28 protein-coding genes and 1 other RNA gene are annotated in these 25,654 nt (G+C 50.9%); 3 read left to right on the top strand and 26 right to left on the bottom strand.

Annotated features, from left to right (window positions below; translation table 11 throughout):
- Position 1: 1 nt before the first annotated feature.
- The 4 genes from rnmV to metG form a co-directional block, all read right to left on the bottom strand.
- Positions 2-550 carry a ribonuclease M5 gene (gene rnmV / locus EDM59_RS12135; RefSeq protein WP_092274925.1) on the bottom strand — a complete coding sequence of 183 codons (549 nt, stop codon included), beginning with the start codon at positions 548-550 and terminating at the stop codon, positions 2-4.
- Between the two features lie 168 nt (positions 551-718).
- Positions 719-1,810 carry a resuscitation-promoting factor gene (locus EDM59_RS12140; protein ID WP_122923846.1) on the bottom strand — a complete coding sequence of 364 codons (1,092 nt, stop codon included), beginning with the start codon at positions 1,808-1,810 and terminating at the stop codon, positions 719-721.
- A 360-nt stretch (positions 1,811-2,170) separates the two neighbouring features.
- Positions 2,171-2,950, bottom strand: a complete 780-nt coding sequence (locus EDM59_RS12145) for a TatD family hydrolase (RefSeq protein ID WP_122923847.1) — start codon at positions 2,948-2,950, stop codon at positions 2,171-2,173.
- A gap of 36 nt (positions 2,951-2,986) precedes the next feature.
- Positions 2,987-5,017 carry a methionine--tRNA ligase gene (metG, locus tag EDM59_RS12150; protein WP_122923848.1) on the bottom strand — a complete coding sequence of 677 codons (2,031 nt, stop codon included), beginning with the start codon at positions 5,015-5,017 and terminating at the stop codon, positions 2,987-2,989.
- 818 nt (positions 5,018-5,835) lie between these two features.
- Between metG and EDM59_RS12155 the strand changes: the two genes are divergently transcribed.
- Complete coding sequence (locus EDM59_RS12155; protein WP_055746082.1) at positions 5,836-6,087, top strand: AbrB/MazE/SpoVT family DNA-binding domain-containing protein; 252 nt, start codon at positions 5,836-5,838, stop codon at positions 6,085-6,087.
- Positions 6,088-6,218: 131 nt separating this feature from the next.
- On the opposite strand, the gene rsmI is transcribed toward EDM59_RS12155, so the two are convergent.
- The 12 genes from rsmI to EDM59_RS12215 form a co-directional block, all read right to left on the bottom strand.
- A complete protein-coding gene (gene rsmI, locus EDM59_RS12160; RefSeq protein ID WP_122923901.1) occupies positions 6,219-7,103 on the bottom strand; it encodes a 16S rRNA (cytidine(1402)-2'-O)-methyltransferase in 885 nt (294 codons plus the stop codon).
- Entirely contained in the window at positions 7,087-7,401 is a 315-nt protein-coding gene (locus tag EDM59_RS12165) for a GIY-YIG nuclease family protein (protein ID WP_246011016.1), read from the bottom strand. The genes rsmI and EDM59_RS12165 overlap by 17 nt, the downstream gene beginning before the upstream one ends.
- Positions 7,352-8,119 (bottom strand): tRNA1(Val) (adenine(37)-N6)-methyltransferase, encoded by a 768-nt coding sequence (locus EDM59_RS12170; RefSeq protein WP_122923849.1) that lies wholly within the window; start codon positions 8,117-8,119, stop codon positions 7,352-7,354. Before EDM59_RS12170 ends, EDM59_RS12165 begins: the two co-directional genes overlap by 50 nt.
- 92 nt (positions 8,120-8,211) lie before the next feature.
- The gene (yabA, locus tag EDM59_RS12175) at positions 8,212-8,583 is read right to left on the bottom strand and encodes a DNA replication initiation control protein YabA (RefSeq protein ID WP_092274905.1); all 372 of its coding nucleotides are present in this window, start codon (positions 8,581-8,583) and stop codon (positions 8,212-8,214) included.
- Between the two features lie 28 nt (positions 8,584-8,611).
- Positions 8,612-9,427 (bottom strand): PSP1 domain-containing protein, encoded by an 816-nt coding sequence (locus tag EDM59_RS12180; protein ID WP_122923850.1) that lies wholly within the window; start codon positions 9,425-9,427, stop codon positions 8,612-8,614.
- 2 nt (positions 9,428-9,429) lie between these two features.
- Complete coding sequence (gene holB, locus EDM59_RS12185; protein WP_122923851.1) at positions 9,430-10,410, bottom strand: DNA polymerase III subunit delta'; 981 nt, start codon at positions 10,408-10,410, stop codon at positions 9,430-9,432.
- A gap of 18 nt (positions 10,411-10,428) precedes the next feature.
- Positions 10,429-10,875 carry a YaaR family protein gene (locus EDM59_RS12190; protein ID WP_092274896.1) on the bottom strand — a complete coding sequence of 149 codons (447 nt, stop codon included), beginning with the start codon at positions 10,873-10,875 and terminating at the stop codon, positions 10,429-10,431.
- Between the two features lie 102 nt (positions 10,876-10,977).
- Positions 10,978-11,307 carry a cyclic-di-AMP receptor gene (locus EDM59_RS12195; protein WP_007719896.1) on the bottom strand — a complete coding sequence of 110 codons (330 nt, stop codon included), beginning with the start codon at positions 11,305-11,307 and terminating at the stop codon, positions 10,978-10,980.
- 138 nt (positions 11,308-11,445) lie between these two features.
- The gene (gene tmk / locus EDM59_RS12200) at positions 11,446-12,087 is read right to left on the bottom strand and encodes a dTMP kinase (RefSeq protein ID WP_122923852.1); all 642 of its coding nucleotides are present in this window, start codon (positions 12,085-12,087) and stop codon (positions 11,446-11,448) included.
- A 36-nt stretch (positions 12,088-12,123) separates the two neighbouring features.
- On the bottom strand, positions 12,124-13,596 hold the full coding sequence (locus EDM59_RS12205; protein ID WP_122923853.1) for an aminotransferase class I/II-fold pyridoxal phosphate-dependent enzyme: 1,473 nt from the start codon (positions 13,594-13,596) through the stop codon (positions 12,124-12,126).
- Positions 13,597-13,693: 97 nt separating this feature from the next.
- Positions 13,694-13,876 (bottom strand): sigma factor G inhibitor Gin, encoded by a 183-nt coding sequence (locus tag EDM59_RS12210; RefSeq protein WP_092275068.1) that lies wholly within the window; start codon positions 13,874-13,876, stop codon positions 13,694-13,696.
- 60 nt (positions 13,877-13,936) lie between these two features.
- On the bottom strand, positions 13,937-14,932 hold the full coding sequence (locus tag EDM59_RS12215; protein ID WP_122923854.1) for a hypothetical protein: 996 nt from the start codon (positions 14,930-14,932) through the stop codon (positions 13,937-13,939).
- 221 nt (positions 14,933-15,153) lie between these two features.
- On the opposite strand from EDM59_RS12215, the gene EDM59_RS12220 reads away from it, so the two are divergent.
- On the top strand, positions 15,154-15,681 hold the full coding sequence (locus EDM59_RS12220) for a hypothetical protein (RefSeq protein ID WP_122923855.1): 528 nt from the start codon (positions 15,154-15,156) through the stop codon (positions 15,679-15,681).
- 19 nt (positions 15,682-15,700) lie between these two features.
- Here the strand turns inward: EDM59_RS12220 and EDM59_RS12225 are convergent, their stop codons facing one another.
- The 10 genes from EDM59_RS12225 to EDM59_RS12270 all read right to left on the bottom strand — a co-directional run bounded on the left by EDM59_RS12225 (position 15,701) and on the right by EDM59_RS12270 (position 24,428).
- Positions 15,701-15,967 (bottom strand): pro-sigmaK processing inhibitor BofA family protein, encoded by a 267-nt coding sequence (locus EDM59_RS12225; protein WP_122923856.1) that lies wholly within the window; start codon positions 15,965-15,967, stop codon positions 15,701-15,703.
- Positions 15,968-15,979: 12 nt separating this feature from the next.
- Complete coding sequence (locus tag EDM59_RS12230; RefSeq protein ID WP_122923857.1) at positions 15,980-16,210, bottom strand: DUF2508 family protein; 231 nt, start codon at positions 16,208-16,210, stop codon at positions 15,980-15,982.
- Positions 16,211-16,224: 14 nt separating this feature from the next.
- Positions 16,225-17,199 carry a CPBP family intramembrane glutamic endopeptidase gene (locus EDM59_RS12235; protein ID WP_122923858.1) on the bottom strand — a complete coding sequence of 325 codons (975 nt, stop codon included), beginning with the start codon at positions 17,197-17,199 and terminating at the stop codon, positions 16,225-16,227.
- Between the two features lie 57 nt (positions 17,200-17,256).
- Positions 17,257-17,739, bottom strand: coding sequence for an SRPBCC family protein (locus EDM59_RS12240; protein ID WP_122923859.1), 483 nt, complete (start codon positions 17,737-17,739; stop codon positions 17,257-17,259).
- An 81-nt stretch (positions 17,740-17,820) separates the two neighbouring features.
- Positions 17,821-18,417 (bottom strand): recombination mediator RecR, encoded by a 597-nt coding sequence (gene recR / locus EDM59_RS12245; protein WP_122923860.1) that lies wholly within the window; start codon positions 18,415-18,417, stop codon positions 17,821-17,823.
- Positions 18,418-18,556: 139 nt separating this feature from the next.
- Positions 18,557-18,868, bottom strand: coding sequence for a YbaB/EbfC family nucleoid-associated protein (locus tag EDM59_RS12250; RefSeq protein WP_092275065.1), 312 nt, complete (start codon positions 18,866-18,868; stop codon positions 18,557-18,559).
- A gap of 39 nt (positions 18,869-18,907) precedes the next feature.
- A complete protein-coding gene (gene dnaX / locus EDM59_RS12255) occupies positions 18,908-20,608 on the bottom strand; it encodes a DNA polymerase III subunit gamma/tau (RefSeq protein ID WP_122923861.1) in 1,701 nt (566 codons plus the stop codon).
- Positions 20,609-20,815: 207 nt separating this feature from the next.
- Entirely contained in the window at positions 20,816-22,246 is a 1,431-nt protein-coding gene (locus EDM59_RS12260) for a PAS domain-containing sensor histidine kinase (protein WP_122923862.1), read from the bottom strand.
- 262 nt (positions 22,247-22,508) lie between these two features.
- Positions 22,509-22,773: signal recognition particle sRNA large type (gene ffs / locus EDM59_RS12265), an RNA gene on the bottom strand.
- Positions 22,774-22,844: 71 nt separating this feature from the next.
- On the bottom strand, positions 22,845-24,428 hold the full coding sequence (locus EDM59_RS12270) for an HD domain-containing phosphohydrolase (protein WP_183192898.1): 1,584 nt from the start codon (positions 24,426-24,428) through the stop codon (positions 22,845-22,847).
- A gap of 322 nt (positions 24,429-24,750) precedes the next feature.
- On the opposite strand from EDM59_RS12270, the gene EDM59_RS12275 reads away from it, so the two are divergent.
- Positions 24,751-25,641 carry an EamA family transporter gene (locus EDM59_RS12275; RefSeq protein ID WP_122923864.1) on the top strand — a complete coding sequence of 297 codons (891 nt, stop codon included), beginning with the start codon at positions 24,751-24,753 and terminating at the stop codon, positions 25,639-25,641.
- Positions 25,642-25,654 lie beyond the last annotated feature (13 nt).

A 25,654-nucleotide genomic window follows, 5' to 3' on the forward strand; every position in this document is an offset into this window, starting at 1 on the left:
CTTACTCCCTCTCTTTATCGATAGCTTGCATGGCAGCTTCAAATTCTTCTCGTTTGATCTGAAAGGCATTCAGGCGCGCGAGAAGCTGCTTGGCGTTGGCATAGCCGATCCCTAGCTTCTCACCCAGCTTGATTCGGCGTTCTTTGGAATCTCCGCCTGAGGTCAGCCCGTACGCCAGCATATCCTCTGCCGTGATCTCTCCCGCAGATTCGATCATCTCTGTGCGCACATCTGCGAGAGCTCGTACGATCACTTCGGGAGACGCATTCTCCACTCCGATGTCACCCTTCTTCGTACCGTCCTCCTGAGTGATAAACGCATGCTTGCATCCCGGTACAGCCTTGCTGATGATCCTGCGGATGCGCTCTCCCTGATAGTCCGGGTCGGTGAAAATAATAACGCCTCGCTTTTGCTGCGCCAGGCGGATTTTTTCAATCACCCAAGTATGAATGGCAGATCCGCCTGTCTCGATCGTATCGGCGTTGACAGCCCGCTTGATCGCCACCGTATCGTCCCTGCCCTCCACCACGATAAGTTCCTTGATTTTCATTCCTGTGCTCCCACTTTCGTACATTGTCCATATGGTACAAGTATGCCAAAAAAATGCGGTCAAAAGCCCCAAAAAGGCGAAACGATTTCCGCCCATTCAACGTCTTACTAACAACCAGATTAGCACGGCTCACAACCAAACAGAAGACAGGAGCATGTCGCTCCTGTCCTAAGGCTTCTGCGGTCCAATTATATAGACAGTTTTGTTACGCTTGCGGCCAAACTGAACCGCCTCCGATTCCGTGCTAACAAATACGTCAATCTTGCTACCTTTCATAGCCCCACCAGTATCTTCTGCACGACGGTACCCTACTCCGTCGATGTAGACCCACCACCCGTAAGGAATAACGCGAGGATCTACCGCAATGGTGTGCCCTGCTTGAGCTTTTACCCCAGTCGCAGTACGTCCGTAGCCTGCCGAGCTGGGATGCTTGCCACCGCCTGCTGGCGAGTAAGCGGTCAAGGTAACTCCGTTCAGTACTTTCTTCGGCCTAAAAACTTTTCCACCGCGGGAGACCATCCCCGCCGATGCGACCAGAACTCTTTGCGAACTGTCTTCTGTGCGCATCGCCACCGCAGTCCCTACGGCGATTACATGGTCCTTTTTCGGAGTAACAACATCTCTCGAAACCAGCTCACGGGAGACTTCTTTGCCGTCCACCGTGACTAGCTTGTAGTGTGCAATTGCCTTACCTTCTTGTCCTGTTTGCAGTACTTTTGTTTTTCCTTTTTCCAACGCAGGATCGTTTTTACGGATTTCCTGATAGGTGACGCGCTCTTCTTCGTCTACCATCTTCTCGACAACGCGTCTGACGGTGATGGCTGAAGATTTTGCTAGAGACGCTGTCAAGGCCGGTTCTACCCGGTCCTTTTCACTGAGTGTGATGCCGCCGTCCTTCAACGCGCCAGCAACATCGCGGCTCAGTGTTTGAATCACTTTGGTCTGCCCGTCAATCTGGACTGGTATGGACCAGACTGTATGTAAAGTTATTTCTGTTCCGTCTTTGAGCTTGGTCGTAGGTGCTGGTTGAAGGGAATCCTTTTCCGTCAGGGTGATCTGTCGCTCTGCCAAAAACTCTTCAACGGTCTCGGCTTTGGTAGCTACCTTGCGACTTTCACCATCTAACGAAAATGTGACCTGTTTTGGCTGGGTAGCCTGGGCAGAGAAATACCCAATCATGGGAATGATAACAAGAGCGAGGACCCCAAAGATGACGAGCCCCTTATTCTTATACCTTTCCCACATCGTGCGTAACTCCATTTCCCACACTCCTTTTCCTAGAAAAGCACAAGGCTTTTTCGGTCTAGCCAGGTAAGGGTCGCTGTAATTGCACTAATATTCTGGAAGTGGCCGGTACTAAACAAGATTGGATTTGATTGTATGTCACTTTTCCGGCTTTGTCAAATTTCCCCTACCTTTGGCTGAAGAGAAGATGGTACAAGCCTAGCAAAAAGCGTCTGACGAATCATAGGCAGTTGGTGTCGAGTACCCATGTCGATAGGACAATAATCGTTCGACATATTGTTCATGGTATGCTTCGACAAACAGGGGTAGAACACAGGAAAAACGAACGAAAAAAGCGGAAAACCACGAGCCGCGCCGTGATTTTCCGCTTTTGCTTTATTTTGGGGACTCATTTAGTCGAAATAATCGTCGGGCGTTCTCCGAAGTAATTTCAGCCATTTCTTCGTAAGACAAACCCCGAATGTTCGCCATTTCCTCGCAGACGTAACGGACGTAGCCGCTCTCGTTTCGCTTGCCCCGAAAAGGATGCGGCGTGAGGTACGGACTGTCCGTCTCGATCAACAATCGATCGAGTGGTACTTTGGCCGCAACCTCTTTTGGCTGCTTGGCATTTTTGAAGGTAAGCGGTCCGCCAAAGGAGATGTAGAAATTCATGTCCAAGGCGAGCTTTGCCGTCTCCCAGCTGCCGGAGAAGCAGTGCATGATCCCGCCGACATCAGCAGCCTTTTCTTCCCGGAGTATCGAGATGACGTCCTGATGGGCATCGCGATTGTGGATGATGATTGGCATGTCTACCTTGCGCGCGAGACGAATCTGCTTGCGGAAAACGTCTGCCTGCACGTCCTTTGGCGACGTATCCCAGTAGTAGTCGAGACCCATTTCTCCCAGTCCTACGACTTTGGGATGGCGACTAAGCTCCTCAATCCACTCCAGATGCTCATCTGTCATATCTTTTGCATCCTGCGGGTGCCAACCGACTACCGCATATATAAAGTCATGCTTCTCAGCCAGCTCGATGCACGTCGGGATCGTCTCCGCGTTAAAACCGATATTGACGATCGTGCTGACCCCGTTTTCCCTGGCACGAGCGATTGTCTCTTCGCGGTCCTCGTCAAACTCCTTGGCATTCAGGTGCGTATGCGTTTCAAATAACACGGGCTTGATCCTTCCTTTCCTGCTGAATGCGCTCGCTTACTTCACGATCGCGCCATTCGGCATGCTCGGATCTACAGTCGCAAGTGTCAGCGAATCTCCTGCAGATGCTGCTAGAATCATACCTTGGGACATTTCACCGCGCAGCTTCACTGGCTTTAAGTTCGCGACCACGATGACTTTCTTCCCAACCATATCTTCCGGCGAGTAGTACTTTGCGATCCCGGAAACAACCTGACGTTTTTCATAGCCCAGATCCAGTTGCAGGATCAGCAGCTTGTCGGCGTTCGGGTGCTTCGCGCATTCGACTACCTGTGCGACACGCAGCTCCACCTTTCCAAAGTCATCGATGCCGATTTCTTCCTTAGCATCCGCTGGTTTCTCAGATGCAGCTGCTTCCGCTGCATTTGCTTGTGTTTCGCTCACGCCTGCTCCACCTTCCGTTCCCTCTTGCTTCTTCTTGTTTTCTTCTGCTTGTCGACGCGCTTCCGCCGTTGACTCGTCGATGAATGCCAGTTCTGCCGCAACATCCAAACGCGGGAATAGCAGCTCTTTGCGGCTAACCGTACTACCTACAGGCAATCCGCCCCATGTGCCGGCAGACTCCCAGCTGGTCGCTTGCTCATTTCCTACGATTCCGAGTTGATCCCAGATTTTTGCTGGGGCTTTCGTCATGAACGGTTGAATGAGAATCGAGCTGATGCGAATGCTCTCTGCCAGGTTGTACATAACGGTTGCCAAACGACCTTTGGTTTCTTCCGACTTCGCCAGGTTCCAAGGCATAGTCTCATCGATGTATTTATTGGTCCGTCCCACCAGCTCCCAGATGTGAGCCAGCGCGTTGCTGAAGCGCATTGCTTCCATATGCTCCTCAACCAGACCTTTTGTTTTCACAGCCAGCTCGATCAAGCTGTCATCCGGCTCTCCCGCAACCTCAGCAGCCGGAATCACACCATCGAAGTATTTCTCGATCATCGTCGCCGTGCGGCTCAAAAGGTTTCCGATGTCGTTTGCGAGGTCAAAGTTCAGACGTTGGACAAAGGACTCCGGCGTAAAGATGCCGTCTTGACCGAAGTTGATCTCACGCAGCAGGAAGTAGCGAACACCATCGGAGCCGTAACGGTCGATCAGAAGCTTCGGATCGATTACGTTTCCTTTGGATTTGGACATTTTGCCATCTGGCATCAAGAGCCAGCCGTGACCAAAGATTTGTTTTGGCAGCGGTACATCGAGTGCCATCAACAGAATCGGCCAGTAAATGGTGTGGAAGCGCAAAATGTCTTTTCCTACCATGTGCACATCCGCAGGCCAGAAGCGGCGGTATTTACTGTCATCGTCGCTCAGGTAGCCCAGTGCGGAAATGTAGTTGGTCAAAGCATCAATCCAAACGTAGATCACATGCTCTGGATCGCTTGGCACTTTGATTCCCCAGTCAAATGTGCTGCGGGAGACAGAGAGGTCCTGCAGCCCTGGCTTGAGGAAGTTGTTGATCATTTCATTTTTGCGTGTCTCTGGCTGGATGAACTCCGGATTTTCCTCGATGTGCTTGAGCAGTCTGTCCTGGTATTTGGACATGCGGAAGAAGTAGTTGTTCTCCTTCACCAATTTCACTTCGCGGCCACAATCGGGGCAAAAATAGCCTTTGTCCGTCTTCGCCTGCGTCTCTGTCCAGAACGCTTCACATGGCACACAGTAGTAGCCTTCGTATTCACCCAGGTAAATGTCTCCCTGATCGAGCAGGCGTTGGAACACCTTTTGGACGACTTCCTTGTGGCGCGGCTGCGTCGTGCGGATGAAATCATCATAAGAGATGTCCAGTCGGTCCCACAGGTCGCGAATCCAGTCCACGACAGGGTCGATGAACTCCAGCGGCTCTTTGCCATCTTGGGCTGCGCGCTCCTGGAGCTTTTGGCCATGCTCGTCCGTACCCGTCAGGTAGTAGACATCGTACCCACGCAGGCGTTTGTAGCGAGCTACTGCATCACAGGCAATCGTGGTGTAGGCATTTCCGATATGCAGCTTGTTACTCGGATAGTAGATCGGTGTGGTGATGTAATATGTTGGTTTCATTGCAACAAAACTCCTCCACTTTACGTTTAGTAATTAGAAAACTTGGCTTCGCCATTCCAATGGCGGAGCCTTAGTTGCCCTTATACTGGATAAGAATCTTATAAATTCTTAACTGTATAATAAAAGCCCGCCCCAAAAAATTGGGGCGAGCTCTAACTCGCGGTACCACCCAAACACTCCGTACCCTCACGGCATACGGACTTGGTGAGTCAAGGTCTGACTCTGCCCGTAACGTGGGCGTTGCGTCGCGGACTACTGGAAACGGCTATCCCGATTCGTGTTCATCGGCGAGACTCTGGGTCCATGTTCAGCTTGCTCGCTTATACCGGTTTTCAGCTACCCCGGCTCTCTGAAATAAGGAGGTCCACTTACTCTTCCCATCAAGGTCGTTTGCTATGTTTTGGTGCTTTACACCCTCTATTGTACACGACCAACCTGTTTTGTAAACCTCCCTCACCCTGCTTTCTCCAGAAAAAGGGGCTAAGTAGGAATTAAAGGGAAAACAGTGAAAAAACGGTGATTATGTCGAATGCACAAACGATAATTCGACATGAACCGACTATATGCTAGGCGAAAACTCCCAGTTAATTTTATCCAATTATTTTTATATAAGATTTCCATGTTGGTGAAAAACGTTGCTACAACAGTGTTTTCATTTTCAAAAAAAACTTTTGTTTTCAAAGAATTGTAAATGCTAGGTTGACACCTTTGGGAATCGCTGGTATGATGTTTTCAACAGAAAATGTCGAATATTGACGATAAATGGTTTCCGTTGAACAATAGCATCGACATGTCCATATTTGGGAGGAGAAATCACAATGATGAAATCAACAGGTATTGTTCGGAAAGTGGACGAGTTGGGCCGCGTGGTAATCCCAATCGAATTGCGCCGTACGCTGGGTATCGCAGAAAAAGATGCTTTGGAAATCTACGTTGACGGTGAGCGCATCATCCTGAAAAAATACGAGCCTGCTTGCATTTTCTGTGGTAATGCAGATAAAGTATCTCACTTTAAAGGTAAAATCGTTTGCCAAGACTGCCTGTCCGAGATGCCAGTCGTAAAACGATAGCTTTCTCTCCTTTACATAGGTTGAGCCTTTTGGGGACAAGCCCCGAGAGGCTCTTTTTGCTTTTTTACTGGACCAGAAAATAGAAGCGGCTATCAGGATGCAAAAAAGCTGGCCGTGTAAGCCAGCCAGCACTAATCTTCGTCTTGTTCACGATGGTACTCGTTGTACACATCTCGTTTGGGGACGCCGCGATCATCCGCAGCCTGCTTGATCGCATCCTTTGTGCTTAATCCTTGCTCACAATACTGGTCGACGTGCTGGATGACACTGAGCGCTTGCCACCACACATCTTCCTCCTCTTCCTCGAGAGGACCTGTGTAGCCTTCGACAATCAAGCAAAACTCCCCTCGCGCTTCTCCTTCACGCAGCCACTCAATCAGTTCATCAAGCGTTCCACGCACAAACTCCTCATAGCGCTTGGTCAGCTCTCTCGCCAGCACTGCCCGACGGTTGCCCCATGCATCCCGGATTGCCACCAGAGTTTTGTCAATTCGATGCGGAGCTTCATAGAAGATGAGCGTTTCCGGATACTTTTTCAATCGCTCCAGCTCTTCGCGGCGCTCCTTGTTTTCTCTGCCCATAAACCCGCAAAATACAAAGCGATCTGTCGGCAGACCTGATGCGATCAATGCCGTTAACCCCGCATTTGCTCCAGGAACCGGGATCACCGGATAACCTGCTGCTGTCGCATCGCGGACCAGATCAGCTCCCGGGTCTGATATCGCCGGCAGCCCTGCATCGCTTACCAATGCGATCTGCTTTCCTTCTGCCAGCCACTGCAAGAGACCATTACCACTCGCTTCCTTATTATGCTCGTGATAGCTGACCGTTCGCTTGTCGATATGAAAATGGTTAAGCAGCTTTCGCGTCTGCCGTGTATCCTCACATGCAATCACATCGACAGAGCGCAGCGTTTCCAGACACCGGACCGTGATATCATCCAAATTTCCAATCGGTGTCGCCACCAGATAGAGGACACCGGTCTGCTCGGACGAAAAGCTACGCTGGATATTCACCATGAGGTCCCTCTCCAATCAATTCTTCTTTTTTCGGGCGGGAGAGCCGCTTGATTCCTTCCTCTCTCCTCAGCCCCCAGGAGCGGTCTGTCCCTTCTTCCCAATACAGCAATTCGACAGGTCCGCGTCCACGGGTGTATTTGGCTCCTTTGCCTTCGTTATGTGCTCGCAGTCGTCTTGGCAGCTCGGTAGTGTAGCCAGTGTAAAGACTCCCGTCCGCACAAGATAAAATGTAGACAAAGTGACCTTTATGCGAGGGAATCGCGTCTTCCGAAATAGACTTCCTGCAGCTCTTCACAGTATTCCTCTCCATTTTCATAGACAATCAACGGTGGCTGGATCCGCAGCTCCGGCTTGCCTCCCCGCATCCCTTCGATCAGTACCATATTTGGCTCGGCATCACGACGAGGATACACGAGGCGCATCCGCTTCGGCTCGATTCCGTACTGGCGCATCAACGTAATGATCTCAATCAGACGCGTCGAGCGGTGCACCATCGCGAGCTTTCCTCCGTTTTTCAGCAGCTGGCTGCCTACACGAATCACGTCTTCCAGAGAGAGCATGATTTCATGGCGGGCGATGGCAAAATGCTCACTGATATTTTTCTCCCCACTGGTGGCCGGCATATAGGGCGGATTGCAGGTGATCACGTCAAACTTCGCATGACCAAAGCGCTCCACCGCCTCCTTTACATCTCCGTGGTGCATCGTGATGCGCCCTTCCAGCTGGTTCAGCGCTACATTGCGGCTCGCCATGCTGAACAATCGCTCTTGAATTTCGATTCCTTCAAAGGAGGCTTCTGGTGTCCTGGTCGTCATAATGAGCGGGATCGCCCCGTTACCTGTGCAAAAGTCTAGGATACGACCTCTTTTTGGCGCAGAAGCAAAGCGAGCGAGCAGGACAGCGTCCATCGAAAAACAGAACACTTCATGGCTCTGAATAATTTTCATTTCGTGCGTCAGCAAATCATCGATGCGCTCTGATTCAAAGAGCGGCACATGGGTGACTGGTTCCATCCGTTGTTCATAACCCCTTTGGTTTGCTCATGTATAAAAGCGACCTGACACATGGCCCAGGTCGCTTTTTCATCCGGCTATTGGTACACCGCTTATTTTTGAGGGCCTCCGCTTAAAAACGACAAGCAGAATAAACAATCGCCTTCTTTACGCAAGCTGCCAAAATGCACATTGCAGATATGAAACCCTTCTGCGTAGAGACGAGCAAGATTGTCGTATCCTTCTCCGACGACTGCCTTCTTGGCCTTCTCTTGTGCCACTGGGCGCGTTCCCTTTTGCTTCGGTGAGGTGCTTGTCTTTTTTCTGTCCAGTCGGTTGCGAAGGTGCTGGTTTTCAACGAGTAATTGGGCATTTTCCTCCATCAAAACTACGATGACGTCTTTCAACTCACCGATTTCTTTGTAAAGGTCCCCAATTCGTTCTTCAATGCTCGCCATCTTGACGAAGATTTCCCGTTTGTCCACTCGCTCACCTCTCCCCTACTCCCACCCTTTACTCAAAAGTGGGAAGCCCTATCGCAATCTCATCTAGCCCAAACTCTGTGATCTTTTTATCGATCGAAAGCTCTACTTGAACGGATTGGTCGAGTACATTCACGGATACGACGCGTCCGTTCCCCATCGGGGTGCTTACGACTTTTCCGATGTCAGGCATCTCATCGCGCGTGCTCTCGTAGTTGTCGTTCTCGTATTTTAAACAGCACATCAATCTGCCGCAAAGTCCGGAGATCTTCGCTGGATTCAACGAAAGGTTTTGGTCCTTGGCCATTTTAATCGAAACGGGCTCAAAATCGCCGAGGAATGTAGAACAGCAAAGCAATCGTCCACAGGGCCCGATACCGCCAAGCATTTTCGCTTCATCGCGCACGCCGATCTGGCGAAGCTCGATGCGGGTACGGAATACGGACGCCAAATCTTTAACCAGCTCACGAAAATCAACGCGTCCATCTGCCGTAAAGTAGAAGATGATCTTGTTGCGGTCGAATGTGTACTCCACATCAACCAGCTTCATGTCCAGCTTGTGCTCCCTGATCTTGGTCTGACAGACGGAAAATGCATTCTTGGCGGCCTGCTTGTTTTCGTCCACCTGCTTGGCATCCTTGTCGTCAGCGACCCGAATCACTTTCTTCAGCGGCAATACCACATCGGAATCCGCTACCTGCTTTTTTCCGATGACAACCTTGCCGTATTCGACTCCTCGCGCTGTTTCCACGATGACGGTACAATCTTTCTCGATTGGCAGTCGGTCAGGGTCGAAGTAATATATTTTGCCCGCTTTTTTAAAGCGGACTCCAACAACCTCGTACAAGGTTATCCCTCCTGAATTTGAAGAACCAACCGCTCAAGAGCCAACTGTGCGTTGGCATTTCGCTCTATCCGATTTTTCGTTTCCATGACCAAATCTATCCCGTGCAAGAGCTCAGCTTTTGTCCATACCAGTGCTTGTCCTTGCAGCACATCCTGTTGGTCGCTGTTGATGAGATGGGCATGCCTGCCTACTTGCACATACAGGATATCGCGCAGCCAAAGGATGAGCAAATCTAAAAAGAGGGGTAGTTCCTCTTTAATTTTGTCGCTCTTTTGCAACATATCATGGATGGTAAAAAGCGCAGACGAATTGCGTTGTTTGCACTCCTGAATCAATTGTATCACTAGATTTCTCAGCTGTGCAAACGATTCTGATTGGCTGAGCACCTTGGCCTCTTCCACATTTGTCGTAATGTGGGAGGCAACCTGTGCCATGCCTGCCAAAACGCCTTCTCTTCGCAGTTCTACGGCGATTGCTTCTGCAGAAAGTGGGGAAAATTGTACAATTTGGCAACGCGACAAAATCGTAGGGAGCATCGCATGACTGTGCTCGGTAAGCAGCAGGGCCAACACACCAGCAGGCGGCTCCTCCAAAAACTTGAGCAAGCTGTTGGCTGCCTGCGTCGTCATTTTATCGACATGCTCAATGATGTACACCTTGTGCTGGGATTCTACCGCTCGCATCGCCATTTCCTTTTGCAAGGCACGGATCTGGTCGATTTTGATAGAAGCTCCATCAGGTGTAATGAACAGCACATCGGGATGGTTGCCCCCCTCGATGCGTCTGCATGTAAGACAGGCCCCGCAGGCGTCAGCCTCCCTCTCCGGACAAAACAGGGATTTCGCCAGATGCAGGGCCATCTGCTTTTTGCCCGCGCCCTTGGGACCAGCTAGCAAGTAGGCATGTGCCAGTCGTTCGTTGCGAAGGCTATGGTACAGCAGCTCGGAAGCTCGAGGCTGCTGGGAAAATTGTGTCCATGTCATGTTTCTCTCAACACCTAACTAAAAGTACAGATTGATCAGCATACCGCGAATCTCACCAATGCGGGCGAGCAAGTCGATCATCGGAGCTTGATCACTGAGCAGCTCATCGGTTAGTTTGAGCAGCTCCGCATCTACTTCTTTCACGATCTTGTACAGCCTGCTGCGGCCACGCCGGTTCATCCCCCGTCGATCGTCTAAGGCGATACCGTATTTGACGGCTTCCTCCATGAACTGTTTGACGAGATTTTTATAGGAATAAAAGTCACGTACGGAGCGGGAACGGGCTAAAATCTGCCCTTGCTTGTCGATATCAGACAGCAGCCGGTTCAACCGCTCCTGGGACATGCGTTCATCTTCACCTTGCACCATCGTGCCAAAATTCAGCTTTTCCAGCTGAGGATTTCTACGTGTATCTGCCGTTTTTACCATGTCCAGTTTAGGCCGAAGACCATCGCTGATTTTCAAATCGCCACCTCCGCATCCGATCCACAGGGTTTTGTCCCCTTGAGAATCAGTATATACGAAAGCGGCGAAAAAAGAGAGCAGGAACTACTTGAAAGAGAGCATTTAAAAAGAGTGGAATTCTCCGACGTCGAGTACGAATACGGCAGCTCCGCCTACCTGCACTTCCAGTGGATAAGGCATAAAGGAGTCTACGGCATTGCTGAGTGGGGATACAGGAGTGACCATCTGTTTACGGGATTTGCAGTTATGCGCAATGATGTCGATTACTTCCGGCACGCTTTCGTCAGACGTACCGATCAAGAATGTTGTGTTACCAGCGCGTAAAAAACTACCGGTACTAGCTAGCTTGGTAGCTCGAAACCCTTTTTTCACCAGCTGCTGAGACAGACGACCACTATCTTTGTCTTGGACGACCGCAACTACCATTTTCATCGGCTATCACCCTTTCCGCAAATAATCATTCCCATTAGGATGCTTGGTGTTTCATTGTATGATAAACATGTGGGCGTGGTACGATATTCTTCCTAAACATATTATACAGCATGTACGCGCTGAAACGGTACTGTCACCTTACAGTCTTGCAGTCAAAGCTGCCAAAGCGTCCGCGTACACCTGCTCCTCGGACTGACCGGCATCGATCATAACAAAGCGCTCAGGATCTCGCGCTATTGCCAGCTGGTAGCCTTCCCGGACGAGCTCGTGAAAACGCATCCCCTCCAGATCGAGACGATTGACCTCGCGCCCTCTCGCAGCATTAATTCTCGCCAATCCCACCTCGGGCTGGACGTCGAAAAACAGCGTCAGCTCTGGCATGCAGTCCCCTACGGCAAACTTGTTGATCGCGTACACTTCATCGATGCCCAATCCACGTGCATGTCCCTGATAAGCCAGACTGCTGTCGATAAACCGGTCGCAGAGCACCAGCTTGCCAGCTTCGAGAGCAGGCAGTACTTTCTCTGCCAAATGCTGACCACGAGCAGCTGCATACAGCAAGGCTTCCGTTCTTTTGTCCATTTGGGTATGCGCTGGATTTAAAATAATTTCGCGAATTTGCTCCGCAATATCGATACCACCGGGCTCCCTGGTCAGGAGCACGTCCATACCTCGTTTACGCAGCTCCTCATAAAGCCGCGCGATGATCGTGGATTTCCCCGCTCCTTCACCACCTTCCACCGTGATAAAACGACCTTTTTTTCCTGTTGTCACTTCTATACTCCTCCCAGATCGGTTGAATCGCTTGTCGCTTGCTTATCGAAGTACTTGAATCGTCTGCAGCTGGTCGTCCTGTACACCATGAAAACGAGTCTGACCTTTTCTGAGTTCGAGAAGCATCGCCAAACCTTGGGCATCCACACGCTCTCCCGGGACAAGCACAGGAATCCCTGGCGGATAAGGAATCACCATTTCCGCGACTACTCTTCCCAGCGAGTGGTCCAACGGGATAGATTCCTTTGGTAAATCGACCGCCTCATCCATCGGTACGACCTGCTCACGCAAATAATGCGAGGAGACAACACCTGCCTCCAAAATGCGCTCTGCCCCCGGCTCGACCTCTACGTCCAAGGATTCCAGCAGCCGGGCAAACGAGTCCAGATCGCGGGCGCAGGTCCCAGCCGATGCTGCCAGCAGCACATGAGAGGAATCCGCCAGCTCCGCAAAAATCCCATGCCGTTCCAGGATGTGCTGCAGGGCAAAACCGTCCATTTGCTCCGTACGTACGTGTAAAAACAGCTTCAAAGGATCGAGAGTCGCGTATACACTGCTGGCATCGAGCTTTGGCCACTCCAGCCATTCCAGCCTGCCGGTACGCTCCCGCAGCTTGTCCAGCTGAGGCAAAAGCCGCTCCCATTCCTCTTGGGCTTCCTGCACCAAATGGCGACGGGCCAAATCGAGCGAAGCCATCAGTACATAAGAGGGGCTCGATGATTGAATCATGGCCAAATACCGAAACAGGCGCTCCCGATCAATCCGCTCCCCCTGCAGATGCAGCATCGAGGACATCGTCATCGCGGAAGCCATTTTATGCGTGGACTGCACGGCTGCATCGGCACCGGACTGCATGGCAGAAAGCGGAAAGGCCGGATGGAAGCCAAAATGGGGACCGTGTGCCTCATCAATCAAAAGAGGAATGCCGTGCCTGTGTACGGTAGCTGCCATTTTCTCCAGGTCGATTCCCATTCCATAGTAGGTCGGGTTCGTCAAAAAGACAGCCTTGGCGTCGGGATGTGCTTGCAGGGCTCGTTCTACATCCTCACGCCTGACTCCGGCAGCCACGCCGGTAGCCAAATCTACAGCAGGAACCAGAAAGATGGGCGTCGCTCTTGCCATAATAATCCCGTGATAAACAGATTTGTGGCAATTGCGTTGGACGAGAATCTTGTCCCCTGGTCGGCATACCGTCATGATCAACGCGAGATTCCCTACCGTACTGCCCCCGATGAGAAACCGCGTCTCCTCTGCACCGAACGCCTCGGCAGCAAGCTGCTGCGCCTCGGCGATCACACCCTCCGGCTGATGCAGATCATCGGTACCGTTGATTTCGGTAAGATCGATTTCCAATATACTTTGAAACCTGTGTTTACCTTCTCTGTCAAAGCTATGTCCCATTTTATGTCCCGGAACATGAAACGGATGCGGGCGACGTTTGACGTGCCGTTCCAGCTGTTCATACAGGGGGGCTCGCTTTTGCCGCTCCCGAAAATCAGCATGTTTCCCCAACACGTATGGCTCACGTCCTTTACTGAAATGAATTACCCACTATTTTAGCATGATTTGGCATGAAAAAAGGCATCGGGATTTATCCGTTGCCTTTTTTCCTTCACGCATCTTTCCGTAGCCATATTCTCCGCATCTGGTGAATAAAGAACGGGTACTTTTCATCCTGCACGTCCGTGTTCACCATTTCCTGCTCGCATCTTTCGCAAATAAACTGCTCACAGATGGCGATTCCGTCGCTGCGCTCCAGTTCACAGACGATACATCGCTGAGCAATCTTTTCCATAATATGAACGCCTGCCCTTTTCCTCAATCTACCAAACATTATACCCCATTATAATCAGCATCATTCCCAAACGTTCGTCTTTTCGCCGATAGCTCGGTAGCTGTGGAGCAAGCTGCGTGCTTCCTGAAGGGGAAAACAAGCGCAAGCGTCTAGAACAATCGCTTGTTTCATACATAGAACCAACTCGTGCAGCGGCAGTCCCCTGATGATACCGTCCGCTTTGCCAATCACCAATAAATCCGCGTCCTCAAGCCCTTTTTCCCACGTCCTGTTCGTTGTCCATTCTGGGAAGATGTCGTTCGGAATTGGCTCATCCTCTTGGGCAACCAAGCATACCTCTTTTCCCTGCAGCCAGCTTTTATCCATCTCTCTCCAAAGCGCAGCAGGACCCCATAGCGCGATTCGATGCACGTTCGCCTTTTCTGCTACAAGCCTACCTTCCCGCTCAATCCACTGCATCACGCGCCGGTGGTCCAAACGTTCGGGATACAGCCAGTCCTGCCCTACTCTTCTGTCCATTCCCATCGCGCGCGCTACGGTTTGCAGAGAGATTTCCTCCTGATCGCATACTTCACCGAGCTCCACAAAAAAACGTTCCTTCCACGCCAAATAGAGCGGCAGCTGACGGACTGCCTCGTCCACCTCCTTCGCTTTACAGACCAGCGACACCCGTTGACTTTTGGCAAGCGACCGACAGAGCGTACGCACCCAGAATCCATCTGCGCTTCCACCGATCAACGCCTTTTCACCGTCTGCCACCAGCGCCATCCTGACGACCTCCCATGCTTCATCGCCATCGCTGTTGTCGACCAATCGCTGTGCCCAGCCATATGGGATGCTCGGGCCGTATAATAGCAGCAGGCCAGGAGTCGCACTTAAAACAGGAAGCGCCTCTTCCCAAGCCGCCTGTGACGCCTCTTTGGTCAGCAGCACTCCATCCACCTTTTGTCCAGCCCACTGTGTCTGCTTTCCATAAGGGATCAGCTGTATGCCGCAAGCTTTCAGATCCCGACTCTCCACCGAAGTGATCTCCTCTGACAAAGCCAGTAATCGCAAATCCGTACCTCCTCTACCGCCATGAAACCGAAAACGAGTTCCTCTTCCTTCCTCCTATCCTACCCATTCCTCCCTGCCGCTCATGCCATGGGCGCACACAAGCAAAAAAGCCGCCGGCATCGCCAACGGCTGAAATCTTTCCCATCTGATGCTTTTTCGTCCTGGATGTCTGTGCGATAATAAAAATCGAAATCAAGGCTTGTCAGAAGAGGAAGTGACGTATGAAGGAACCAATCAGTCAAACCATCTACAGCTACAAACTCCTATACCGCTTTCGTTGGGGTATGATTGGTTACATGCTTCAATGGCTGCTGATGGGCTCGTCCTTGATCGGCATCTCCCTGTATCTGAGCATACCTGTTGCCAGGCTGATCGTCACACTCGCGATACTGCCAGCGATAGCCATCTGTCATCTCATCCTTTTTCGTCTGTATGCCCAGATGCGTATGCACAAGCCACAAACGACAGCGGACATGCTTGTCTCTCCTTGGTGGGGAAGCGGCTATCGCCTACCGGTTCCTCTAACCGTCTATCGCTCGGGGGAGAGCACCGTTTTGTTCGGCTGCCTGTTTCTCGCTGCAGCTGCCTATGTATGGCTGCCCGTCGAATACGGATTGACCTTGCTCAGTGGCACAGTAGTTCTATCGCTCCCTCGACTGCTGGCGCTGCTCGCGTCCTTTCGCCAATCCAAGCAGTGCCGGGTAAAATACGAAAACCGCGGCGTCGCCTTCTTGCTAACGGATGGATAAAGCCTTCGTGCTCTGCTCGCTACATCACCCAAAGCTTGATAACTACGAGGGCTGCCAGGCCAGGGAGCCGCAGAAAACCGGCAAGCAGTGCCGTAACCGGATTGATCGGGATGTGAAAGCTGGCAAGCTCCCCGACCAGATTGGCAAAGAACAGCAGGATGGCTCCGATCACCAATTGCATGATTCCAAAGCCAATCCAACGTACGGGGCCCGTCACCGATTTACTGGCCGCAATGACGAGTAAGATCCCCGCAATAATCAGCGCAACAACCCATCCCGTTTCCATGAGCTTTCCCCCTTACGCTTGCTTACGATGATGCTCCCGCTTCGCTTGCGAGAGAAGATACATATAGCGTTTCTCCGTCAACTGCAAATAGTAAATCGCATCATCCAAGCCGCCATCCGGCTCGCTGATCTCGACCAAATGGCGGGCGTGCTGCCAATCCAGTCTCGCCTGATTGACCGCAGCATCCAGCCCCCCTGCATCTACGTCGATCAGTATCCTCGTTTTCTTCCCCCACCTGCTCACACCTGTGTACCTCCTTATTGAAAGTAGTACAGTACGCCAGTCAGATTGTTGACGGCATGCAGCAAAACCGCACCCCATATCGAGTCATAGCGATGGCGGACAAATCCCAATCCAAGCCCAATTACAAAGAGTGGGACAAACAAAGCCAAATCAATATGCAGCAGCGCAAACCACAAGCTGCTCAAGACAATGCCTATGACCGCTCCCACGCGTCGCACCAAGTACGTTTGGATGACTCCGCGAAACAGGATCTCTTCTGCGATAGGAACCATAATTCCAATCACGAGAAAGGACGCCGCTGCGGCCAGCATATCCGTCTGCTTTGCCTGCACAATCTCTTTTTCAATTTGCTGCTCACGCTCAGATGAGAGGGATAGCCCCAGCCAGTCCGACAATGGATTGGTGATCGCCACGTCCAAAACCTTGGCTATAAAGAGAAACAGAATCAACAGTGTGATGAGCATCCGTCCAAGCTGCGCAGGTCGTCGTACGCCGATTTCCCCCAAACGCCCCCGGAACCAAAGCGGGATCACAATCAGAAGAAACACTTGAAACGAAGCGGATTCAAAAGCCCCTCCGATGGTCCCCTCCGTAAAGAGAGTCCCTTCGAGAATCAAACCGTACAAGAGCAGTGTGCATGTCTGAAATACATGCATCCATGCCACCATGTGCAGCACGTCATTGCCCGTCAAATCGCGGTCTCCCCAATGCCATAGCGAGAGGCGGCTTTGTTTCCATACACTGAGTACAAACCCCATCGCTCCGATCAAGCTAAGAGCCGTGATGATCAGCACCGTCAGCGAAAGCCACATGGGCGGCTGCTCCATCGTCGAAGCGACCCAGCGCCCGTCTTCTCCCCGGTAGAAACGTATGACGGAAAACTCTGCGGCAAACATCAGCCAATACCCTATAAACAGCATGATCGCCCACGGAGTAGACCGATGTCTCTCTGGCTCGATCCGCAGCGACATTCCCGGTCCTGTCACCATCTCTTCACGCTCCTATCTTCACTCTATGTCTCGTCCCACCAAAAAAGTCCGGTATTCTCAGACCTTCTTTTCTTCCATCTGCTTGAACTGCTTCTCTGCGACTTGCTTTAAATAGAGATTCCTCTCCAGCAGAAACCGTGTCATGTACGCCTCCAGAACTAGCCTGTCCGCGATTCTTCCCAGGAGCCCAAGCGGTGACGTATAGTCGAATGTATCGAGCATGCGGGTCCGATCTTTTCCAACGGGAATGAATTCATGCTCATGCCGAAAACATTTGAATGCTCCGGAAACCATTTCATCGACAAAATAACGAGGCTGCTCCATCTCTGTAATTTTAGCCGTCAAACGCTGCTTGATGCCAAAGTGCACGGCCTCCCAGGTCACAGACTCTCCCAGCTCGATCAGGCCGCTCGTTACGCCGCCTATCGCCTTCTCGCCCGTCTTGGCTGTTGACTCCATATGCAAATCAATACTTCTCGCTGCATCAAAACACACCTGCTGCGGTGCTTCAATCATCAGCTCTGAACGGATGACAGGCATCCCGCTTCCCTCCCTGCTTGGGTTCAAACATTCGCACAAAGCAAAAAAGACAGGTTCCCCCGTCTTTTTAAGTTACTGCTCCTATAGCTCACGCCGACCTTCCAATGCTTTGGTCAACGTCACTTCATCTGCGTATTCCAGATCGCCGCCCACCGGCAATCCATGGGCAATGCGTGTGACCCGGATTCCAAAAGGCTTGATCAGACGAGAAATGTACATCGCTGTCGCTTCCCCTTCGATGTTGGGATTTGTCGCCAGGATGACCTCTTTGACTTGCTCGTCGCCGAGGCGTTTCAAGAGATCCGGGATGCGAATATCTTCCGGACCGATTCCGTCCATGGGTGAGATCGCACCATGCAGCACGTGATAGTAGCCTTCGAATTCTCTCGTCTTCTCCATCGCCACCACATCCTTGGGCTCCTGTACCACGCAGATAACGGAGCCGTCTCTGCGCTTGTCCCTGCAAATGTGGCAAGGATCGAGATCCGTGATGTTGTTGCAAACGGAACAATAGTGCAGCTGGCGTTTGGCATTCACGAGCGCCTTTGCCAGGTCCAGTACATCGTCCTCTTTCATGTTCAGAACAAAAAAGGCAAGCCGCCCAGCGGTCTTGGGACCGATGCCGGGCAGTTTCATGAAGCCTTCGATCAGCTTGGATACCGGTTCTGGATAGAACATCGCGTCTGCTCCTTCAACTTCCTAATTCATTAAGAAAACTTCTATCGCGGCTTTTCAAGGAGGAGCGACCGCGTTTTTGCGGAAAGTTTTCATGCGCTCCGGAAATTAAAAGCGTAAACGCTTATAAATTCCTTTACGTTTAGAACAAACCTGGGATGTTCATTCCTCCTGTGAATTTGCCCATGTCTTTTGCCATCAGTTCGTCTGCTTTGCGCAGAGCGTCATTCACTGCAGTCAGCACGAGGTCTTGCAGCATTTCTACATCGTCTGGATCGATTACTTCGGGTTTGATGACGATTTCTTTGACTTGCTTGTGGCCGTCTGCTTTTACCAGAACAGCGCCACCACCAGCAGAGCCTTCAACCACTTTATCTTTCAGAGCTTCTTGCGCTTTTTGCATTTCTTCTTGCATTTTCTTTACTTGCTTCATCATTTGTTGCATTTGCTGCATGTTTTTCATGTGAGAGTCCTCCCTTTATTTGGTATAGCTTCAGTCTTTTACTTCAACAAGATCTTCACCTACGAGCTTGATGGCTTCCGTTAAGAACGGGTCTTGCTGTTCTTCGGCAGGCGTATCCTTCTGCCCTACCTGCTGCTCGACCGACTGCCATTCCTCTTCCATGATGGAGAGAAGCTGCAAGGGTCTTCCCAGCACACTTTGCAAGACTCGTTCAACGACGCCCTTCAGTTCAGGCTCCATGGTCTTATCACAGTGGATGGGGCTGGTGAAGGTAACCACCACTGAATCACTCGACGCAGCAATAGGCTGACCGTTTACCAGCCAAGCCTGGTACTGGATTTTCACTTTTTTCAGATCGGTCAATATCTGGCTCCATTGTCCGCGCACCTGACGGGTCAGGTTTTCGTCCATTGCTTTGGCTACCTCACGCACTCTGTTCATCGAGGTACGCGAGCCGCCCCCTGCAGCCGCAATACGTTTCGGCTCCACTTTTCGTGGCTCCTCCGATTTTTGCGTCGGCAAGCTTACCTGCCCCTGTAATACTTGTGTGAGCCGCTCTTCCAAGACACGAATCCGATTTGCCATGCCATTTACTTCTTCATGATTCACTTGCACAGCTGCAGCAGCGGGTGCCCCCGCTTGCTGTGCAGTCGGCTGACAAAGCTTGACCAGCGTCAGCTCTACCAGTACTCTGGCGTACGTAGACCATTTTAGCTGAGATAGCGCCTGGTTGCACGTTTCGATCGCCGCGTACAACTCGGGAAAGCCGTAAAGCTCGGCTACGTGGGAGAACTGATCGTCAATCATCGTCCTCTCCACGATCTCCTCCAATTGCGGGGCCGTCTTCAAGAGCAGCATATCACGATAGTAATACAGAAAATCGTGCAGAAACTGCTCAGGGTCTTTCCCTTGCACCATGATCTGATCGAACTGCTCCATGACCTGTGCTACGTCGCGTTCGGCGATGGACCGTGCCAGGACAGAAAAATACGTCTGGGAAACAGTTCCCGTGATCTGCATGATGTCGCTAGCTCGCACTTCATCACGGCTAAAGCTGATCGCCTGGTCCAGCAGACTAAGGGCATCACGTGCACCGCCCTCCGCCATTTTGGCTACGAGCTGAAGCGCTTGTTCTTCGACTCGAACTCCTTGCGATTGGCAAATCTTCTGAAGCAGATTGACCATTACCTTTAGCGGAATCCGATGAAAATCGAAACGCTGGCAACGAGAAATAATGGTCGCAGGCAGCTTATGTGGCTCCGTTGTCGCCAAAATGAAAATGACGTGCGAAGGCGGTTCTTCCAGCGTTTTTAACAGCGCATTAAACGCCTCCGTCGTCAGCATATGCACTTCGTCAATGATGTACACCTTGTACTTGACATCGCTTGGGGCAAATTTGACTTTATCGCGAATATCGCGAATTTCTTCTACCCCACGGTTGGACGCGGCGTCAATCTCGAGTACATCTGTCACAGAGCCGCTTGTTATCGCCCGACAAGAACCGCATTCATTACACGGCTCACCGTCAATCGGCTGTTCACAGTTCACTGCTTTGGACATGATTTTCGCCGCACTGGTCTTACCCGTACCACGGGGACCATTGAACAAATAGGCATGGGAAAGCCGTCCTTCACGCAAAGCATTGCGCAAAGTAATCGTCACATGTTCTTGTCCGACAACATCCTGAAACGTCTGCGGTCGGTATACGCGATACAGCGCAGTATAAGCCATGTTCGTGTGACACTCCCCATCTGACAGTCCTCTTCTATATCCTTTTCATTATACACTATTGGCCTGGTTGGTACTAGGAAACTTGGATACGCCAATGGGCGGAGCCATAGTTGCGCTTGTACTGGATAGGAATCCTATAATTACTATCTGTACAAAGAAAACGCCCCATACACAAGGCTGCGCGGGACGCTTTCGCTTCTTCGTTTTTTACAGGTAAGGGAGCATGATATGAAAGGTCGTACCGTATCCTTTGGACGAGACGCGGATTTGCCCTCCGATATCGTGAATGATCTTCTGGCAGACAGAAAGCCCCAAGCCTGTTCCTTCTTCTTTGGTTGTGAAAAACGGGTCAAAAATCTTGTCGATGATGTAGAGCGGGATACCTGGCCCCGAATCGTGGATGTCGATGCTCACTTTGTCGCCATCCTGGTCGATGTGATGGGAAATGTGCAGAGTTCCTTGCTCGCCCATGGCCTCGATGCCGTTTTTGCAGATATTGAGGAATACCTGCTTCAGCAGCTCATTGTCCCCCACTACCATCGGAAGCTTGCCATTGGAGGTAAACTTCACGTCGATCCCATACAGAATGGCCTGCGATTCCACGATCGGCAAAATCTCCGCGAAAACAGTATTGAGGTCCACCATGGAATACTGGATATTGCGCGGCTTGCTCAGCAAGAGAAACTCGCTCACCAGGGAGTTGATCCGATTAATCTCAGTCAGCATGATCTCCGTGTATGCCTTTTCCCGATCCATCCCGCTTTCCGCAAACGATTGCAAGAACATTTGCAAAAATCCTTTGATAGATGTAAGCGGGTTACGGATTTCATGGGCTGTCCCGGCAGCGATTTGCCCGATCATGGCTAACCGTTCGTTTCGTTCCAGCTTTTGCTCAAAGGAACGCAGATTTGTAATATCTTTAAAAAGGACAAAAGCGCCTACCGTTTTCCCTGTCTCGTCCTGCAGTGTATTGGCATCTACGATCAGTTCATAGCGCTGATTGTCGTTGGTCCATGACGTGGCGATATTGTGCAATTTGACTCCTTCCAGCAGCTCTTTTTTAATGAGCCGATGCTGCTCCGGAATCCCCGCGAAAACGCGGTCAATGTGTTTGTTGATGACCTGCAGGCGCTCCATACCCAGGAGCTTGCATGCCGTCTGGCTCGCCTCAATAATGTGGCCCTGTTCATCGAGTATAAACAAACCGAGGCTGGTGTCGTGTGTCAGCTTCGTCAGCAGTCGTTGAGACAACGAATGGTTGGTTTCCTGTGCCAACTGGAACAGATGAATCAAATACAAAGGCTGTTCGGTTTGCTGCACCAAAATCATCGCAGGGGTTTTTCCACACTTTCCTTGCCGATTCAGCCATTCTACTTCCACACTACATTCAAGCTGTTCTTCCTTTTGCAGGTGCTCTTCGTACATCTGTTCCATCGTACCATCAAAAGGAAGGATGATTTGAAACGGCCGATTGACAAGTTGGTCGCGTGAAAATCCGGTTACACGAAGCAATTGTTCGTTTACCTCTACGATACTACCCGCCTCATTCACCAGTAAAACAGCAGTAGGCAGTTGATGCATGAAATTCTGCAATCGTCTGGACGAGCCAACGAGATGTAGCGAAAAAGATGCACTCACAGCTTGTCCCCCCTGACCTATGGCGTATTTCAACGTGCAGGAAAGTACCTATTATCTCCCTCTTAAAAAATTTCGCGAAGAACCTCGTAAAACCTGCCCTGAAGCTTGTTCAAGAGGATATAAATGTTTCGCTGTTTATCGTCAAAAAACAACAAAAAAAACGTGGGCCGATTGGAAAAGTTGGCAGGATGGACTTGAATTGTGTAACAAAAATAGCATGCCTCCCGAAGGAAACATGCTATTGCTTTGTCGATATAAGGTACCGTGCACCTATCTTCGATAATCCTCATCCAAGCGTTACTCATGGCAGCAGCTCAGACCAGGCTGCCCTGCGGCACACGCGATGATCCACTTATGGCTGCTTCCTTCCGGACCTGACCAGGTTCATGGGTTCGCGTTGCACAGGACCCGATCCTCAACACCGCCGCCATAAGGCAGCCTCACATGAGGAAACCTATGATAGGAATTCAACCCTGCTATTGCGGATTGCAGGTTACAGGGCACCGCAACCTCCCCGTCTAGCACGGTACGATTAGAATACCAGAGATAGGAGTCGATAGCAAGGCGTAAACCCCAACCAATACAGGGAAACGTCCCCTTACCTTGCTTGTTTGGTTTGTTCCGGCGCTTTTTCCAGCGCGATCGCGCGCGGAATAGACTGCGCCTTTTCTTTTAAATGCCGCTCATGGTATGCCTTTTGAAATACGGTCACGATCTTGGGGTCAAACTGCGTGCCTGCGCATTTCACAATTTCCTCGTACGCCTGATCAAACGTCATCGCCCTTCGGTAGGAGCGGGTCGTCGTCATGGCATCAAAGGTATCCGCGACTGCAATGATTCGCCCGAAGAGGGAGATTTCTTCTCCTTTCAACTGATCGGGATAGCCTTTTCCGTCCCAGCGCTCATGATGATGGCGGACACCTGGACTGACGTGGGCCAAGCTCGCGATCTGTTCGACGATATTGGCACCAATCGATGAATGCTGCTTCATTTTTTCATATTCCTCGTTCGTCAGCTTCCCAGCTTTTAGAAGTACCTGGTCAGGAATCGCTACTTTGCCGATGTCGTGCATTAAACTGGCATAGCGTAAATCATCACGGGAGAATTGATCGCGAGTTTTTTCATCCAAATAATCGTAGAGAATAAGTGCGTATGCCGTGACTCGCTCTGTATGTCCTGCCGTATAGGGATCCTTCATCTCCACAGCCAGATAAAAGCTGCGCACGATTTGATCCAGGCTCTCCTGCATATACTCCCGTTCTCGCTCAATCAAGGTTTGCATTTGACCCGCCATCTGGTTGAATTTCTTTTCCAGCAGCTTGATTTCGTCCATCCCTTCAATCGGGACACGGATCGAGAAATCGCCACGCAAGAGCGAATCCGTAGCGGAGACTAATCTGTAAATCGGCTGTCCGATCCACCGCGAAAAACGATGGGCAACATAAGCAGAAAAACCGACAACCAAGCAAATTGTGACTAACAAGATCAGCTGCAGCCGCTCCAGTCGCTTATTGATTTCATCGGTTCCAATCCATTCCAGATAACCGCTTCCACTGACAGGAGAAACGTAGTATACCGCATAATAGGTTTTTCCCTCGAGCCGGTACGTAAAGACACTGGTAGTCGACTGGCTGCTTACTATACTTCTCACAATATCCCGATTCTCAATCTCCTGTATTTTCTTTCCTATTTGATTTCCTCGGGTTTGGAGAAAAATTTTTCCTGTCTGGTTGATCACCATCAAATTGTCCTGCTCCTTGGAATAGCTCGTACGAATCCACTTGGAGAGGCTGTCCAAACGTATTTCTACCAGCAGTAAAGAGATGGGCTTGTCATCGTTGTCTCTGACTCTCTGTGCGATGTATATCGACCGGGGATTCCCCTCTGCATCCGTTCTGCTCAGTGCCCATATATTGTTTGAACTTTGCTCAAACGATTCCCGGGTGAACGAAATGGAGTCCTCCCCCCCTGTCCATCCCTTCTCAGGGTAAAGGGACGCAATGCTGCGATCACTCCTGATCAAGTGAATGTTCCCCACCATATCCTGATACTGCTTCTGGGAGAACAAGGGACGAAGCACTTCCAGATTGCGCTCGTCCGCACGCAGCAGCGGATGCTTCGCCAGGTGGTTGACCTCATCCTGTACCGTACGTAAAAACAGAGACAAGCGCGCATCAGCCATCTTGAGCTGCCCCTCTGAGTTGGACTTGTACTGTTCAAATATCGCCTCTTTGGCCTCCTTATAAAACAAAAAACAAATAAAGAGAATTGGGAATAGGCTTAACAAAAGAAATGTTGAAAACAATCGATCTTTTACTTTCGATGAAAACATCCGCCCTCCCCTTTCCTTTCATGCGGTCCATTCGTCACTTCCTTATTTCCCGCACGGAGCCAGAGGAAAACCTCGGATTCGAGACAATATGAACGACTCACATAGACAAAGCCTGTAGTGCGTATTATCCTAGCTAAGGACTAAATGACATGCACAAGGAGACTTCCCATATATGCGCTACATTCTACTGGTTTTTTTAGGGGCTTGCAGCTATGGAATCCTCTCTACGATCGTCAAATTGGCTTACGGACAAGGGTACTCTCCAGCTGAAGTGATCGGTGGACAAATGTTCTTCGGACTCGTGCTGACCTTGCTGCCCTCCTTGTTTTTCTTGCGCAAAAGACCGCGCAAAGGCCAATGGCTCCTCCTCGTTGCAGTCGGTTTGACCGTGGGATCGACGGGAATCTTCTACTACAACGCTCTCCAATACATCCCGGCCTCCATCGCAATCGTCTTGCTTTTTCAATTCACATGGATGGGGGTATTCGCAGAGGCCATCCTGAATCGCCGACTACCCGACAGACAAACCGCGAGCTCGCTAATTATTCTGCTGATCGGAACTTTGCTCGCCGGCGGTATTTTCGAGAGTGGCGGGATCGAGGAATTCAATCTGATCGGTGTATGTTTTGGTCTTCTTTCAGCGGTTTCTTATACGTTGTTTCTGCTTTTTAGCGGGAAGGCTGCGACTACGGTACATCCCTGGGTACGAAGCGCAAGCATGGCTTTCGGCTCCTTCCTTTTGGCGAGCGTAATCTATCCGCCTGTTTTCCTTTTCAATGGAGCTTTGTGGGAGGGATTGTTCCCTTACGTTTTTTTGCTCGCTTTCTTCGGAATTTTGCTGCCAACCGTCCTGTTCAACTTTGGCATTCCACACATCGGTGCGGGAATGGCAGCCATCCTCGGTGCCGCCGAGCTGCCCATGGCTGTTGTGTCTTCCTACTTCGTTCTGCATGAATCGGTGAGCATGCTCCAGCTAATTGGCGTGATTGTCATTCTGCTTGGGATCGTACTGCCGGAATGGCTCCGCCAGCGCGGGACCAAACGCAATCCCGCCCGCAACTAATCACACGGGAAAC

The organism is Brevibacillus nitrificans (assembly GCF_003710965.1).
Lineage (GTDB): Bacteria > Bacillota > Bacilli > Brevibacillales > Brevibacillaceae > Brevibacillus > Brevibacillus centrosporus.

Excerpts from the sequence above, each read along its gene's own strand:
- rnmV (WP_092274925.1), bottom strand. The coding sequence starts at position 550 with ATGAAAATCAAGGAACTTATCGTGGTGGAGGGCAGGGACGATACGGTG.
- EDM59_RS12140 (WP_122923846.1), bottom strand. The coding sequence starts at position 1,810 with ATGGAGTTACGCACGATGTGGGAAAGGTATAAGAATAAGGGGCTCGTC.
- metG (WP_122923848.1), bottom strand. The coding sequence starts at position 5,017 with ATGAAACCAACATATTACATCACCACACCGATCTACTATCCGAGTAAC.
- EDM59_RS12155 (WP_055746082.1), top strand. The coding sequence starts at position 5,836 with ATGATGAAATCAACAGGTATTGTTCGGAAAGTGGACGAGTTGGGCCGC.
- EDM59_RS12170 (WP_122923849.1), bottom strand. The coding sequence starts at position 8,119 with ATGGAACCAGTCACCCATGTGCCGCTCTTTGAATCAGAGCGCATCGAT.
- holB (WP_122923851.1), bottom strand. The coding sequence starts at position 10,410 with ATGACATGGACACAATTTTCCCAGCAGCCTCGAGCTTCCGAGCTGCTG.
- EDM59_RS12195 (WP_007719896.1), bottom strand. The coding sequence starts at position 11,307 with ATGAAAATGGTAGTTGCGGTCGTCCAAGACAAAGATAGTGGTCGTCTG.
- EDM59_RS12210 (WP_092275068.1), bottom strand. The coding sequence starts at position 13,876 with ATGGAAAAGATTGCTCAGCGATGTATCGTCTGTGAACTGGAGCGCAGC.
- EDM59_RS12220 (WP_122923855.1), top strand. The coding sequence starts at position 15,154 with ATGAAGGAACCAATCAGTCAAACCATCTACAGCTACAAACTCCTATAC.
- EDM59_RS12225 (WP_122923856.1), bottom strand. The coding sequence starts at position 15,967 with ATGGAAACGGGATGGGTTGTTGCGCTGATTATTGCGGGGATCTTACTC.
- EDM59_RS12235 (WP_122923858.1), bottom strand. The coding sequence starts at position 17,199 with ATGGTGACAGGACCGGGAATGTCGCTGCGGATCGAGCCAGAGAGACAT.
- EDM59_RS12240 (WP_122923859.1), bottom strand. The coding sequence starts at position 17,739 with ATGCCTGTCATCCGTTCAGAGCTGATGATTGAAGCACCGCAGCAGGTG.
- recR (WP_122923860.1), bottom strand. The coding sequence starts at position 18,417 with ATGTTCTATCCAGAACCGGTATCCAAGCTGATCGAAGGCTTCATGAAA.
- EDM59_RS12250 (WP_092275065.1), bottom strand. The coding sequence starts at position 18,868 with ATGCAGCAAATGCAACAAATGATGAAGCAAGTAAAGAAAATGCAAGAA.
- dnaX (WP_122923861.1), bottom strand. The coding sequence starts at position 20,608 with ATGGCTTATACTGCGCTGTATCGCGTATACCGACCGCAGACGTTTCAG.
- EDM59_RS12270 (WP_183192898.1), bottom strand. The coding sequence starts at position 24,428 with ATGGCTGATGCGCGCTTGTCTCTGTTTTTACGTACGGTACAGGATGAG.
- EDM59_RS12275 (WP_122923864.1), top strand. The coding sequence starts at position 24,751 with ATGCGCTACATTCTACTGGTTTTTTTAGGGGCTTGCAGCTATGGAATC.